The sequence below is a fragment of the Carboxydocella thermautotrophica genome (assembly GCA_003054495.1).
Classification (GTDB): Bacteria; Bacillota.
Genome location: CP028514.1, coordinates 1,980,052 through 1,995,000 on the forward strand (window position 1 = coordinate 1,980,052; position 14,949 = coordinate 1,995,000).

Genomic DNA, 14,949 nt, shown 5'->3' on the forward strand with positions numbered 1-14,949 from the left:
CCGCAGGCTCCTTTTCGGTGCTGGAGGTCGTATCCGGCCGAGAGGTCGGCTACGGCTTCTAAGGAACTGGTAATGGTCGAGCAAAGGTTATTGCAGGTTCCGTAATGGTTGTTTGCAGTCGAAAGATTGCAGGCAGCTATGCAGGGATTTGCAGTAGCTGTAGCGTAGGTCATTACGGGCTCTTTCTTTTTTTAGTTTCTTGATCTCAAATTAAGATTATGCTAATTTTCTTGTAAATTAATGCGTTTTTTTACCCATTTCTTGTCAAAATCAGGTGGTGTTGGTTTAAACGCCTCATCGTTCTCATCTTTTTGTAATTCATATTCCTTTAATTGGAAATTTCTTAAAGATTCTATATCTATCTTTCCAACAAGTATACTTATGTTATTTCCGCCTTTTAATTGTAAAATGTTACGCTCTTCAGTTTTGGACGGTTTAATGATTCGCGAATCACCGAAATCCGAACTATTCACTTGCACAAAATAACAATGAACATCTCTTGTGATCGATTCCGCAATATTTGAAAAATAATTAACATCACGGTTATATTCAGAGGCAATTAATAAATCTACTTTCGATTTGAACATTGCCCTAAGATGTATATCTGCAATTTCAAAACAGTTATAACAAGAAAAATATATACCTTTCCAAACAAATATAGGAAAATTAATATGATCAGTTGATGGCAATTTATACCCATAACCTTTTAAGATTTTTTGTTCCTCTGGTGAATAATGTTTCTTTAAACGAAGATGAACAACAACGGATTTATATCCATTATCTTTTTTATAAGGTAATAATGTGACTAAATAGTTGTGCGCTTCATCCTTAGGGGATAAATAATGTTCTAAACCAAATATGACTACTTTTTGATGCTTTCTTGCGTATTCTACCATCAAAGGTAGCCAAGCAAGTGGTACAGAAACCTCTGGCATTATAAAGAAATCACTTTTCTCTTTAGCTACAATATTTAGTAATTTGAATAATTGTTGTATGCGTTCAAAGCTAAGATTAGGATTTTTTATTGAAATATTCTTTTCTAAATCCATTTTGGAAACTGCTATATTTGCAATCGCAATTCTTGGCTTGCTTATATTTTCTATTGTTGGACATTTTATCAACATATAATCAATATCATTTTTTTCTATTATAACATTTTCTAAATTCAGTTTATTAAATTTATAATATTGATTTTCTATCTTTTTCAAAAAGTTCTCATTAAATTCAAATGGTTGTCTTTGTATAGTTTCATAAATATAGAAAATCATTATTTCATGCATATGTACAATTCTAGGTGAAAATTGAATTTTCTTTTCATCAAAATCAAAATTTATATTTTTCTTATTCACTAATAATTTATCTAAAAGATTGATATTTTCTGTATAATTCAGTAATGGGTAAAAAACATGTTCATGTCGCAACAGATTTGATGTTCTTATATTTAGGGCATACTTTGCTACTTCTTCGGGGAACTGTTTAAAAATTTCGCAATTAAGATTCAAAGATAATGCCATACTAATAGAAATCTGCAGAAAATCAATTAAATCTTCCTTTATTTTTTTAGTTAATTTTTCTACATTTGTTTTGTTTTTATTTTCGACTATTATTTTTTCAATATAATCTTTTACCCTGTAAAAAAAGCGTATTGTTTCATCTATCAAATTATTAATAAAAAAGTATGTAAATATTCTTTCCCAAAGTGTATAAAATTCTAAACAAAATCTTCCTTGAAAAAAAGATAATATTTGCTGTTTTGTTAAATTAATGTCTTTTCCATCACCATCCCAGAATTTACATGAAAAAATTTTTTTTGCTAAATATGTTGTTGCTCCATACTTATCATGTTTAAAACTTTCTACACTTCTTAATTTATAAATTGAATCAGCATATAATATTTTATAAGCCTCATCTTGAAATTCTATATTTACTTTAAAATCTTCAGGTAATAATCTAAATTCACTACTATTTTTTCTTATATTTTTTCAATATTTTCCAGAATGGCCTTAGAATAATTAGTATCTAATAAATATAGTTTTATTTTTTCTTTTTGAATTAATAGTTTATTGTTTACTATTTCATAATCATTATCTGAAATTTTTTTTATTATGTTTTTAAAATAAATATTCATATAATAATCCAACGATTCATCATTATCAACTTTTAAAATTTTTTTATCAGGATTTGATAAAACAATTAATATATCATCTACATACCGCCCATAATATAATGGATTTAACTCTTTTAAGATTAATTGATCAAAATCATTTAAATACCAATTAGCTAAAATACCAGAAGACAATAAGCCTATTGGTAGTAAATATTCTTTATTGTTCTTTTTATTAATTTCAATATGCTCGTCGTTACATAAAAGATTAGTATAAATCGAATGCACCTCTTCCAATTTTTCGTGTAATATTTTATTTTCTTTGTACTCTTTCTTGTCTTTTAACTTTTCTTCAATTTTTTCAAAGGAAATACAAACTGAGTTAAAGTAATCCTTTATGTCCAATTGCATAATTAAAACATCAGTTTTATCGTTTAATGCACTTTTAGCTTTTTTGATGCCATTGTCTCTCCATTTTTGATATTGAATAAAATATGGTTTATAGAGCTTTATTCCATTTTTTACCTTTCCTGTTTTTTCGTCTATTTGCAATTTATATGCATAAGTGTTTTTATTTTCTTTTTCCTCTAATAAATAACCTATTTTTTGAATCCAAAGAACTGAAATGATATGTAATTCTATTGGGGCATCAATAAACAAAGTATATCTTAAAACAGTATAATTATTATTTTCATATCTATTAGTAATAATTAAACTATCATTTTCAAAAGCTTCTAATTTAATTTTTTTTGGTAAAATTTTATAATTGATCTTATTATAAAGTTTTGTAAAGTAGCATTTATCGTTATTATTTATTGCTTTACATAAATCATCAAATTTATTTTTAAAATCGGCACTAGATTCAAACTCAGCTATTTGATTTCTTAAAAATAATGAATTTTTATCATAATAAACATATGATTTTAATTTTCTATATGCTTCATGAATTTCGGTAAGTCTAATAGCATTCACTAAATCTCCCCTCCATAAATATTATCTCCAATATAATAATTTATTATGACTAATTCACAATTACCTCCACCGATTCCTGCTCCAGCCGGATTCTTTCCCGCAGCATCACCTCTATCACCTCGCGAAACGCCTCAAATCCTGGCTTATCCAGCAACCCCGCCAGGCGCCGGGCATAAGCATCACTGATGGCAAGGGCCAAATGGCGATGCCGCAGCAAGGTCTCGGAATCCATCAGATAGGGATTGAGCGGCAGTAAACTGTGTTCAGCCAGGTGGCGGAAAATATCAAAGCCGCCGTAATCGATATCCCCCCAGTGATAACAGGGAATCTCCCGGCCCTGCTCCAGCAGGCAACGCTGGATTTTCTGCAAAAACTCCCTCCGTAACCGGTTGTGGTAACCGCCCAGGTAGACTGCCACATATTGGCCCGGATGTTTGCGAATGAATTGATAAAAAGAAGTCAAATTCTCGATGGTGATGAGGAAGTCTGCCTGGACGTCCAGCACCTGCATATTTTGAATCAGCTGGGCAGAAAGACCCAGATCAGGCTGGAAAAGGCGGGTTTCCACTATCCCACCGGCTACTTGCAGGGTGAGGTTACCATGAACAAAAATATGCTGGGGATTGGCCACCAGACCAAATTCCGCCCAGACCTCCCGGGCCTCCTCCAGGCCCCAACCCCCGTGAAAATCCCGCACTATCCGCAGGACCCTCTGAGCAATAGCCGCCCAGGCTTTACTATGTCCCAGCACCCGCAGGCTGAATACCCGCTCGGGCGTTTCTTCCTGTAGCTCTGTCAGGGCCTGCAGGGCAGTCAGAACCCGGTCGGCTGTTTCCATGTCATGCAAGTCCAGATATGGACTAATGCCTTCCCGAAGCAGCAGCCGCTCCTCCAGCCAGGCCAGAAAGTTTTCCAGCCAGGCGGGACCCTGGCCCCGGTAATTGCGGACCAGGGCCAGCATACTCTCTTCCCGGCTCTGGCGCGGCGTACGCCTGAGCAGATGAAAGGCAGTGGGTAAGCCTTCTATTCTCAGGGCCACTTTCTGGATGAGATTGCCTTCCTCATGTTTCACCCAGAAAATCTCGATTACCCCTGCTTCAGCCAAATGGATCATATCGCTGTTAATTTCCTCTTTCTGCCGGGCTGAAGTATCATCAAAATAGGCTGGCAAGGTCCGGGGAGTAAATCGGTAAAATAGCCGGCGGGGCCTGGTGCTGGTGCCCCGGTAACTGCCGCTGTTTTCATATTTGTCTAAAAGAGTATGCAGAATCTGACGGCTATACTGATTCATCGCTGACCTCCTAACGGCGGAGCATCTCTTCCTTCAGCACTTTATAATTCTCGATCCAGCTGCTATGGCCATCCCGCATCACTAATAAGGTGGTGCCGACATAGGGGGCAATATATTCACATTTATCGGTAGGAGCAGCGATCAGGGCCTGTAAGCCCAGGTCCCGCAAAAAGCGCAGGAAATTTTCCACCCGGTCGCTGTCCATGCGGTTAAAGGCTTCATCAAACATAACCAGGCGCACCGCCGCCCGATTGTGCTTCAGCCGGTATAATTGCAGGAAGGAAGCTACAATCGCTACATAATAGGGAGTTTGGGTCTCACCACCGGATTTCTCCCGACAAACCTTAGAAAAGGTAGAAACCTCGCCATTGGCATGGTAAATCTTAATATCATAATCCAGAAAAGTGCGATAGTCAGTAAACAACTCCACGTTTTCTTTTACCGCTTCCAGGTGCTGATTTTCCATGCGCTCAAACAGCTCGTCCATGGCTTCCCGGTGCCGTTCCCTGAAATGAGAAGCAAAAAGGGATTCGCCACCGCCCAGCAAATCAGTGTCCATAATCATATCATAAAACCGCTTGTACTTCTGGCTGGGAGTAACCAGAAAGCGGTATTTGTCAGAACCAAAAGCAATATCTTTCAGGGCATCATTGAGGGTGTTGAACTGGGATTGAGCCAGTTCAATATTTTCCTTTAGTTTGTAGATGAAATGTTCCTTAAATTCCTCCTCAGCCTCTTTTTGAGCCTGCAGGATTTTTTCCTCGTATTCCGGTAACTCGCTGTCCGCCAGCTTTTGATATTCCGCCCGGTATTCCGCGATATCGTTCCCGTCAATCCGGCCACCGAAATGCCATCGGTTGTTGTACTGGCTCTGCAAGCTCATTAACTGCTGCTGTTTGGTATTGATCTGGGTTAGCAGGCCCTGGTAGTTGATGCGAAAACTTTCCGCCACTTCCCGCGGCTTTTTGCGGGCCAGCTCTTTCTGCAAACGTTCCTCACCCCGGACCGCCAGTTCGGGATAACGCCTTTTGAACTCTTCCCATTCCGCTTCTGCTGCCTCGGCTTGCAGCTTTAACTCCAGCTGCAGATTACGGGCCCGCTTCAATGCTTCTTCTGCCGCCCCTGCTTCCCGGTTGCGTAAATTAATCTGTTCCCGCACCTGTTTCAGTTCCGCCTGCCGTAAAGCCAGTTGACCCTGCAGAGCCTCCAGATCCGAGCGATCCACCCGGTCCAGCTCTGCCCGTTTAGCAGCCAGTTCATCTCGTATCGCCGCCAGGCGGGTAATAGCAGATAAGCGGTCTGTTAATTTGGCGTAGCTGCCTTCTTTATCCGCCGTTTCCCGCCGCCAGCTTTCCCGCTCCGCCAGCATAGCAGCCAGCTGTTCCCGTTCCCGTACCAGTTCAGCCAGTTCCCCTTCCTTTTTGGCGATTTGTTTGGGAATAGCTTTTTCACCGATATAGGGGGTTTCATAGACTTTAAAGTTTATCTGACGAGCAGTATTGTTCTGGTAAGTCATACAGGTGGGAGTGATGGCCCGGCGGTGATATTTCAACTCCTGTTCTGTTTCACATTTGATCACATTGCCCAGTAACTGGTTGACATAACCACGAGCATAAGGATTATCCGTCAGTACTTCTTCAGCCAGGGCATTGGCTTCCACGCGGTCGATAAATTTTTCCACCGCCCGGGTATTAACCAGGCCCACACCGGAAATCCCTTTCTGCCTTTTATAGCGTTCATACAGGGTCAGGGCATAGTCAAAATACCGGGGTTCCACCAGCAGATCGAAGCGCTGGGTATTTAAAAAGCCTTCGACGGCATCCCGCCATTTTTCATCCCTGATTTCCAGCAATTCGCAGAGAATCGATACTTCCACTTCCAGCCCCTTATCCTGGCGGAAGCCCTGGCGAATCACGGCCTGTAAATCGGTAATCCGCCGGTCATAGGCAAACCGTCCCTGGCGCAACTGGGCCAGTTCTGACCGTAACTTTTCTTCCCTTTCTGTCAGTTCCTGCAACCGGCCTTTCAGGGTCCAGATCTCCTGGTCCAGCCGGGCCTGGACCTCTTTGAGGGCAGCCAAACCGGCCGCCAGAACCGCTGCCGCTTCCTCCCCGCCCTGGCCCTGACTCAAGGCCGTCAGGAGAGGCGGCAAAGGAGCCAGGGTCAGTTTTTCTGATTCAGTTAGACAATTGGCTGCCAGCAAGCGCCGCAGAGAAGCCAGCTCAGCAGCGGCAAGTTCCTGCAGCATTTGCCTGTCCTGCTCCAGCCGTTTTTCCTCCACCTCCAGCCAGTTGATCTCCCTTTCCAGGTCTTTAATCAACTGGTAAGTGCTACTGGCAGCCAGTGCTTCCCGGTAGCCGTTACATTCCCCTTCCAGAACCTCTTCCCGGTTGGCCAGCCCGGCCAGCTCGCTTTTGATCCGGTTTAAATCTTCTTCTTTCCGGGCGCTGTCGCGCAGATTGGCTTCCAGCTCAGCCCTGAGACCGACGGCAGTAGCCCCTTTGATGATATACTCCTGCATCCGGGCCGTCTCCTGCTGGTTCCGGATTTCCTGATACCGGTCCAGAATCGCAGTCAGGTCCTCAATCTTTTCTCTGGTCTGCCGGGCCAGATTGCGGTATTCGCTGTAACGGCGGAAGTTTTCCACCATGGCCTCGATCTGAATGGGTTTGGCATCCAGGACATAATTGTAGACAAACTCCCGGATATCGGTAATGGGCTTAAAGGAAATGGCTTTGACCAGCAGCTCAAAAAAACGTTCATTTAAAGAACCCAATTTTTGCAGCAAATCCCGCCGATACTGGTCAGCGGAAGGATAAAGGGTAGCACCGGGCAATTTTTTTAAATGGTCCCGAAAGGCCTTGATATTCCTCGGTCGTCTGGTGCCGGGCAGGAAAAACAACTCATCCGCAAGGGCCTGGTTTTCAATTTTAAAAAAGCGGCTGTCCCAGTTGATGTCATCGGCATAGGAATCAGCCACCACCCCCAGCAGAAAGGGCTTTTGTTTGTCAGTATCAAAAAATTCCAGGACCACAAAAGAAGTAATATCCCCCTGGCGCAAAAACTTCCTGCCATCACTGCGGTCATTGCCGGTTTTACAGCGCAAATAGCCCAAAAGATCCCGTTTGGTCTCATCATGGGCAGAAACATTGAATTTGATTTTGCGCAAATCAGCCACCAGCACATATTGCATGGCATCCAGAATGGTAGACTTTCCCGAGCCATTGTCCCCGGTCAAAAGTACACTGTTCTTGATACGAATGGTTTCATTGGTAAAATAATGCCAGTTGATCAGTTTAATCCCCGTCAAATCTTTCATTCTGCTTCTCCTTCTTCCCCATCTTCCCCATAGGCGCTCAGTCGCTCATAAACCTGGCGCACATCCTCTACCCTGACTGCCAGCAAAATAGCCGGATAGATTAAGAGGCGGCATTCCGGGTCGGTCACATCCCCATCCAGAACCTCAAGTAGATGAAAACGCTTAAACAGGGCCAACCCTTCCCGCAAAGACTTTTTATTGATAGGCCGTTTGCTGATTTTCAGGGCAGCATATTTTTCCTGCAACTCCCTCACCCGGAAACTAATGTGTTCAGATAGATGCAGCTCCTTGCGTTTTTCCTCATAGATCAACCGGATGAGCAGAAGAATAATGCTCTCCTCCAGCTTCAGCCGCAAGCGATTGAAGTCCTGACTGTTGACAGCCTGGTAAACGCCGTGGACAGCATCATGTCGCAGCTCCCAGCCGGCCAGGGCCAAATACTGGCGAAACAGTTCCTCATGCCGTTCGATGAAATAATAATCCCGGCGCTGGTCTGGATGCTTTTTATTGACAAAAGTCACCGCAAGTAATAAATTTACCACCCGGGTAAATTCCCCTTTGTCACTGTTATTCAATCCCTCATAACGGGTATACCAGTTCATCCTGTTATCTTCCCTTCCGCCGCCGGATGACGATATTTTTGAATTCAAAAGCTCCTTCTGCCGCTGTTACCCGCGGTCCACTATACTCCACCCGGTAGTCCACCCGCTGTGAACGGCCATAGACTGCCGTGTAAATCAATTTGAGGTAATCCTCCATGGCCTCGATACCCAGCTCCTCGGCCCGGATCATCTCCCGTTCGCCCAGTTTCTCCAGCACATAGCGGTTGATTTTGTCCCGGGTCAGCTTTTCCGCCAGGCGCGCCTGCAGTTCCGCCACCCGTTGGGCCCGAACCCGCTCGTCCACTGTAACCGCTTCCACCACTTCTGCCGGCTGGTGCTGTCGCGCTGCCCGGCGGGGAGTATAAAGGGATTTTTCATCCAGATAAGACTGGCTGTACAGGCTGAACAATCCAGCCATGGCCGCTGGCAAATCATCATCTCCCCGGGCTGCCTGTTCGGTTAACAACTGGGCCAGGTACTGCAAAAGGGAAAGAATTTGCCCCTCCAGGTTCTGGCTGCTGTTCAGCCGGTACTGAATCTGCAACAGAGAGGCACTGGCATACTGGGAATTGCGCCGATCGATTTCCTCCAGCAGTTGATCCAGGTTGAGGTAGGTTTGTCGGATAAAATCCATGCGCCCATAAATCAGCTCTCGCGCCTCCTCTATGGTCAGCTCCCCCTGGCGCCGGCGCTGCACCTCATGGACTGCCGCTTCCTGTACCCAGTTTTCATCATTGTACCACTGGTTGATCCTGTCCACGATTTTAGGCCGATAGCGGGAAACGTTATCCGATGTTTTCAACCGGTGATAACTGCGGTCCAGAATCTCCGCCTTATAATCTTCAAAATGCAGGCGCAAGATGGCCTTCGGATCCAGTTCATCCTGAACCCGTTCAATATAGCGCTTGATATTATGACTTAACGCCTTCAGCCCGTTGAGCAGGGCTTCCGTCTGCTCATAGGCCTTTTCCAGGGCCAGGGCCCCCTGCCGGCTGGCCTCCTCGGTGTAAAGTAAAGTATAGGTAGCAAATACATAACCCTGGTATTCCGCCCGGTGGTTTTTGCGGATTTTGTCCAGCAAGTCCAGGATTTGAATGGCATAATCGGTGAGATTGATATATTCTTCATAATTGACCAGGGTTTCTCTGGTAATCCAGCCCGTTTCCTCCAGTTTGCGCAAAACAAAGCTGGCCCGGTCCCGAGGCGAGCTGCCCAGGTCCAGGCTTTCTTCCCAGACGCTTTCATCGAGCAGACGGGTAAATTGTTCATCTTCCGCCTTTTCCTCCAGGTAATCGATGATGATATCCAGCAAAACTTCCCTGGATAAACCGAAATTGGTCAACCGGTACTGGTGGAAAATGCGGAAGAGGATATTAGCATAGTCCTCTTTAAGGGGACTGGCCAGGACGCTGAAAAATTTTTCAGGAATAACAGCGAAGAGGTTTAGCTCTGGCTTCATTAGAACCTTCCTTTTTGGCGATTTGTCAGTATTTTTAGTTCGCCCTGATGAAAGTGGATTCCTTCTTAAATTATCGATTTAAGCAACAATTATCAATATGTTCCAATCAAAACCACCCCTCTCCTAAACCCCCCTCGTTCCTCTGCCTTCTTTCTTGCCAGCTCCAATAACTCATCCCTGCTTATCCCTTTCCTCTCGGCTATAGCAAACAACACCTCCAGCAGGTCGGCAATCTCCTCTACACTCCCGCTCTCCTTATACTCCTGCCATTCCTCCAGCAACTTCTCCTCCAGCAGCCTGATCACTTTCCCGTTATCTTCCACTATCTGATACTCCACCTTTTTGCCGGTCTGTTCAATGATTTCTGGTATACGATCTCTCACCAGTTTATTATAAACCTTCATCTCTACAGTTCCTCCGCATAAGGTACTAAATTGGGCTTCAAGTTTCTTATCCCACCGCGGGGCTTATCCACATCCCCCTGATAACGGGGAATGACATGGACATGCAGATGCATGATAGTCTGTCCAGCTACTTGCCCTATGTTTATTCCAACATTATAGCCATCGGGCTTGAATTGCGTTTCAAGTATTCTTTTTACTTCCTGTAACAAATCATAAATAGCCATTATTTCTTCTCCAGTCGCCTCAAAAAAATTTGCAAAATGACGCTTGGGAATTACCAGCGTATGCCCAGGATTAACAGGAAACTTGTCAAAAATAGCAACTGCAAGCTCATTTTCAGCAATAAAGGTTTCTTTCGGCAGCTGACAAAAAATACAATCCATCATTACTCACCCCTTCTATATCGTGTCGCAAAATACTCAGTGCTGCGCCAGGTCAAAATATCCCTGACATGTTCCGCCAATAACGGACTAATATGTTCCACAATGGAACTGTCTAAGGTAAATACCTGGTTAATTTCATCGAAGTGGAAAAACCGGCCTTGCGATAAGTAAAAAACCGGATTACGGATTGCCAGTCGGGCCAGTTTTTCATCATCCCAGTTTCTCCAGGTTCTGGTGGTTTTGTCCCTGACCATATCCTGCTCATGTACTGGATCAGAATAATATTCACGCCATACATGTATCAACCTTGATTTATTTACACTGTGTAATAACCTATCGTCTTCAATAAAGCTGAGCAAAGTAGGAATTTTATACGACTTAGTCATACTGGTTTTCTCCAGTTCTCTTAAAAATGCAGCAACATTATTGTTAAGCCAGTTTTGCTCTTCTGCTGTCAGTTGGTCGATACTGGCCAAAAAACCCAGCCAACCGTCCATATTAAGGAAGTGGCGAAGGGGTATATCGCTGCCAAGGTAAATATCCAGTCTTGTGGGCCGGCGCCCCAACTCATCCTGAAGCCGCCAGAACTCGTCTTTAAGCCTTTGTGTCAGCGGATCCCGTTTCCGCAGTTCCTGGAAAAGGTCAATGAGTTTGAAATCAAAATTTACTATACAGCCTTCTGGAAAATCAATTTCATGAGGTAATCTAAATTTCTTCCCCTCAACAGCCATGGGGTTTTTCCCAGCTAATAAATAAGGAATATGATGGGCTCGCTTATAGTTACCGATGAAATCCAACACCGTCAGATATTCTTTATTTTCTGCCTTACGCAAACCTCGACCCAGCTGCTGTAAAAAGACAACATATGACTCAGTCGGTCGTAAGAACATAACCATATCTACTGTTGGAATATCTACGCCTTCATTAAACATGTCGACGGTAAAAATTACCTTAAGTTTGCCTTCCACCAGCTGGCTAATTGCTTCCTGTCGGGGCAGATAGCATCTGGACTCAGAAGGCCCACTGTGTACCACCGCAGCCGGAACCTTATGCTGATTAAAATATTCCGCCATATACTCTGCATGACGAATACCCGCACAGAAACCTATTGCCTTCTCTTTCTGAAACATTTTATACTTTTCTAGAACCAGACCTGCTCTGCGGTTTTGTGAAAGGGCTGCTTCCAGTTGTTTAATATCATAATGACCATTTCTGAAAGCGATTCGGTCATAATCAGTATCATCATAAAAAGCATAATAGCGGAAAGGTACCAGCAGTCCACGATTAATGGCATCAGCCAGGTAAATTTCATAAACAACATTATTGTCGCAGAAAGCAAAAATATCCCTATTATCCATCCGGTACGGGGTTGCCGTAAGTCCTAATAAAAACTTGGGCCTGAAGTAATTTAGCACACGTAAATAGCTATCAGCCGCTGCATGATGAAATTCATCCACAACAATGTAGTCAAAATAGTCGGGAGAAAACACTTCCGGCTTTAAATAACGTTCTTGGCCCAGGGTTTGCACAGTTGCAAAAAGCAGCTCAGCATCAAGCGTTTTCTCCTGCCCAGAGAAAAAGCCAGTCTTTGCTCCAGGACGAACTTTAGCGAAGCTAGCCTCTGCCTGTCGTAAAATCTCTTCTTTGTGGGCTAGAAACAGCACTCTGGCATATTTTTTACTATCAAAAGCCGCAAGATATGTTTTGCCTATACCTGTTGCAGCAACCACTAACCCTTTTTTATAGCCATTTCTTCTGCACTCAGCCAAATTATATAAAGCTTCAATCTGTGCCCCTCTTGGCCTTACTATTTCTTCCGTCTGTGGACGGTCTTCGCTAAAAATAGTCCTGCGCCAGTTTGCAGCATATTCCATCAAAACTTCATCCGTAACCTTCTCCGACTGCCTTTCAAATAACCGGTCAAAGGCGGCAACAAACTGAGCATAATCTTCAGGAGCCACCTGCTCCTCCAACCGGAAATTCCATTCTACCCCATTAGTTAACGCGGAGCGGGAAAGATTAGACGAACCTATATAGATTACCCCAGCCTTTTTCTTTTCAATAATGTAAGCCTTAGGGTGAAAAGAGACATTTTGTCGGTTAAAAAAACGGATATCCAGGCTGTCTCCTAGTTCTTTTTTCAGCAAGTAAACTGCCGACGGTTCAGTTATATTAAGATATCGTCCGGTTAAAATGCGAATTGGGACTCCCTTTGCAGCCAGGGTTTTTAAGTCATTTACCAGCAATTCAGCTCCTTGCTCCATTAGAAAAGAAACAATTAGTTTTACCATTTTAGCTTCCTGTAAATCTTTAGATAGATAATATATTAGGCCATGCTCTTCTCCGGTAATTGCATTTCCCGGCATCGGCTTGCCCCCTTCGGCTCTCAAAATTAGATTTGAATATCAATTCGACAAATTCCAAGCAATTCCTTTTATTTTCCTTACCTGAAACTGCGATGAAATACAAAACCCCTCTAATCTTCTGATCAGAGGGGTTCTTTGTCCGGCAACGACCTACTCTCCCAGGACCCTGCGGTCCAAGTACCATCGGCGCTGGTGGGCTTAACTGCCGTGTTCGGTATGGGTACGGGTGTTGCCCCACCGCCATTGCCACCGGACTGGCTCCCCGAGCAGGACTCGAACCTGCAACCTACCGGTTAACAGCCGGGCGCTCTACCATTGAGCTATCGGGGAACATTATTCAATTCAAGGGATTGCTCCCTCAAAACCGCACAGAGTTCTTTTGAGGTTAAGACCTCGACCTATTAGTACCGGTCCGCTCAAAGCCTTGCGGCTCTTACACTCCCGGCCTATCTACCTGGTCTTCTTCCAGGGGTCTTACCTGGTTTTCCCAGTGGGAAATCTTATCTTGAGGTGGACTTCGCGCTTAGATGCTTTCAGCGCTTATCCCGTCCAGACTTGGCTACCCAGCGATTGCTCCTGGCGGAACAACTGGTACACCAGCGGTCTGTCCATCCCGGTCCTCTCGTACTAGGGACAGCTCCTCTCAAATTTCCTCCGCCTGCGACGGATAGGGACCGAACTGTCTCACGACGTTCTGAACCCAGCTCGCGTACCGCTTTAATGGGCGAACAGCCCAACCCTTGGGACCTACTTCAGCCCCAGGATGCGATGAGCCGACATCGAGGTGCCAAACCTCCCCGTCGATGTGGACTCTTGGGGGAGATAAGCCTGTTATCCCCGGGGTAGCTTTTATCCGTTGAGCGATGGCCCTTCCACTCGGTACCACCGGATCACTAAGCCCGACTTTCGTCCCTGCTCGACCCGTCGGTCTCACAGTCAAGCTCCCTTCTGCCTTTGCACTCTCCGCGCGTTTTCCATTCGCGCTGAGGGAACCTTTGGGCGCCTCCGTTACTCTTTAGGAGGCGACCGCCCCAGTCAAACTGCCCACCTGACACTGTCCCCTACCCGGCTCACGAGTTCGGGTTAGAACTTCAATATCACAAGGGTGGTATCCCACCACCGACTCCACTTAGGCTGGCGCCTAAGCTTCCCAGTCTCCCACCTATCCTGTACATGCAATACCAAAATCCAATGTCAGGCTACAGTAAAGCTCCACGGGGTCTTTCTGTCCTGTCGCAGGTAACACGCATCTTCACGTGTACTACAATTTCGCCGAGCCCCTCGTTGAGACAGCGCCCAAGTCGTTACGCCTTTCGTGCGGGTCGGAACTTACCCGACAAGGAATTTCGCTACCTTAGGACCGTTATAGTTACGGCCGCCGTTTACCGGGGCTTCGGTTCAAAGCTTCGCCTCTCAGCTAACCTTTCCCCTTAACCTTCCGGCACCGGGCAGACGTCAGCCCCTATACGTCAGCTTTCGCTTTGGCAGGGACCTGTGTTTTTGGTAAACAGTCGCTTGGGCCTCTTCTCTGCGACCGCTCTATGCTCCAGGCGCGCAGCCCTTCACATCTAGCGGCACTCCTTCTCCCGAAGTTACGGAGTCATTTTGCCGAGTTCCTTAACGAGGGTTCTCTCGCTCGCCTTAGGATTCTCTCCTCACCTACCTGTGTCGGTTTCCGGTACGGGCACCATACCCCCTCCTTAGAGGCTTTTCTCGGCAGTTTGGCGTCAGAAGCTTCGCCCTTACGGGCTCCCCTTCACCTCTCAGGATTTCCGTGAGGCGGATTTGCCTGCCTCACTCCCTACGGGCTTGGACCGGTCCTTCCATTCACCGGCTCTCCCTAGCCTCCTGCGTCACCCCTTCGTAATATCGGTTGTATGGTGGTATCGGATTTTCAACCGATTGTCCATCACCTACGCCTCTTCGGCCTCGGCTTAGGTCCCGACTTACCCTGGGCGGACGAGCCTTCCCCAGGAAACCTCAGGTTTTCGGCGGGCAGGATTCTCACCTGCCTTTTCGCATACTTATACCGGCATTCTCACTTCCATG

At 45.1% G+C, this 14,949-nt stretch carries 9 protein-coding genes, 1 tRNA gene and 2 rRNA genes (1 of these 12 only partly in view); all 12 read right to left on the reverse strand.

Going from position 1 to position 14,949, the window contains the following annotated elements; genetic code table 11:
* Positions 1 to 221 precede the first annotated feature (221 nt).
* Complete coding sequence (locus CTH_RS09855) at positions 222 to 1,661, reverse strand: carbon-nitrogen hydrolase family protein (RefSeq protein WP_107753745.1); 1,440 nt, start codon at positions 1,659 to 1,661, stop codon at positions 222 to 224.
* A 311-nt stretch (positions 1,662 to 1,972) separates the two neighbouring features.
* Positions 1,973 to 3,076 (reverse strand): RNA-directed DNA polymerase, encoded by a 1,104-nt coding sequence (locus tag CTH_RS09860; protein WP_107753747.1) that lies wholly within the window; start codon positions 3,074 to 3,076, stop codon positions 1,973 to 1,975.
* A 49-nt stretch (positions 3,077 to 3,125) separates the two neighbouring features.
* Positions 3,126 to 4,367 (reverse strand): Wadjet anti-phage system protein JetD domain-containing protein, encoded by a 1,242-nt coding sequence (locus CTH_RS09865; RefSeq protein ID WP_107753749.1) that lies wholly within the window; start codon positions 4,365 to 4,367, stop codon positions 3,126 to 3,128.
* A gap of 10 nt (positions 4,368 to 4,377) precedes the next feature.
* The gene (locus CTH_RS09870) at positions 4,378 to 7,686 is read right to left on the reverse strand and encodes an ATP-binding protein (RefSeq protein ID WP_107753751.1); all 3,309 of its coding nucleotides are present in this window, start codon (positions 7,684 to 7,686) and stop codon (positions 4,378 to 4,380) included.
* Positions 7,683 to 8,288: a DUF4194 domain-containing protein gene (locus CTH_RS09875; RefSeq protein WP_107753753.1), complete on the reverse strand. Its 606-nt coding sequence runs from the start codon at positions 8,286 to 8,288 to the stop codon at positions 7,683 to 7,685. The genes CTH_RS09870 and CTH_RS09875 overlap by 4 nt, the downstream gene beginning before the upstream one ends.
* A gap of 4 nt (positions 8,289 to 8,292) precedes the next feature.
* Positions 8,293 to 9,747 carry a Wadjet anti-phage system protein JetA family protein gene (locus tag CTH_RS09880; protein ID WP_107753755.1) on the reverse strand — a complete coding sequence of 485 codons (1,455 nt, stop codon included), beginning with the start codon at positions 9,745 to 9,747 and terminating at the stop codon, positions 8,293 to 8,295.
* Positions 9,748 to 9,839: 92 nt separating this feature from the next.
* Positions 9,840 to 10,151: a nucleoside triphosphate pyrophosphohydrolase gene (locus CTH_RS09885; RefSeq protein WP_107753757.1), complete on the reverse strand. Its 312-nt coding sequence runs from the start codon at positions 10,149 to 10,151 to the stop codon at positions 9,840 to 9,842.
* 2 nt (positions 10,152 to 10,153) lie between these two features.
* The gene (locus CTH_RS09890; RefSeq protein ID WP_107753759.1) at positions 10,154 to 10,537 is read right to left on the reverse strand and encodes an HIT family protein; all 384 of its coding nucleotides are present in this window, start codon (positions 10,535 to 10,537) and stop codon (positions 10,154 to 10,156) included.
* The gene (locus tag CTH_RS09895) at positions 10,537 to 12,900 is read right to left on the reverse strand and encodes a DEAD/DEAH box helicase family protein (RefSeq protein WP_107753761.1); all 2,364 of its coding nucleotides are present in this window, start codon (positions 12,898 to 12,900) and stop codon (positions 10,537 to 10,539) included. The genes CTH_RS09890 and CTH_RS09895 overlap by 1 nt, the downstream gene beginning before the upstream one ends.
* Before the next feature lie 137 nt (positions 12,901 to 13,037).
* Positions 13,038 to 13,154: ribosomal RNA gene (gene rrf / locus CTH_RS09900) — 5S ribosomal RNA — on the reverse strand.
* Between the two features lies 1 nt (position 13,155).
* A tRNA-Asn gene (locus CTH_RS09905) sits at positions 13,156 to 13,230 on the reverse strand.
* Positions 13,231 to 13,281: 51 nt separating this feature from the next.
* Positions 13,282 to 14,949, reverse strand: a 23S ribosomal RNA gene (locus tag CTH_RS09910); it runs 1,877 nt beyond the window's last position.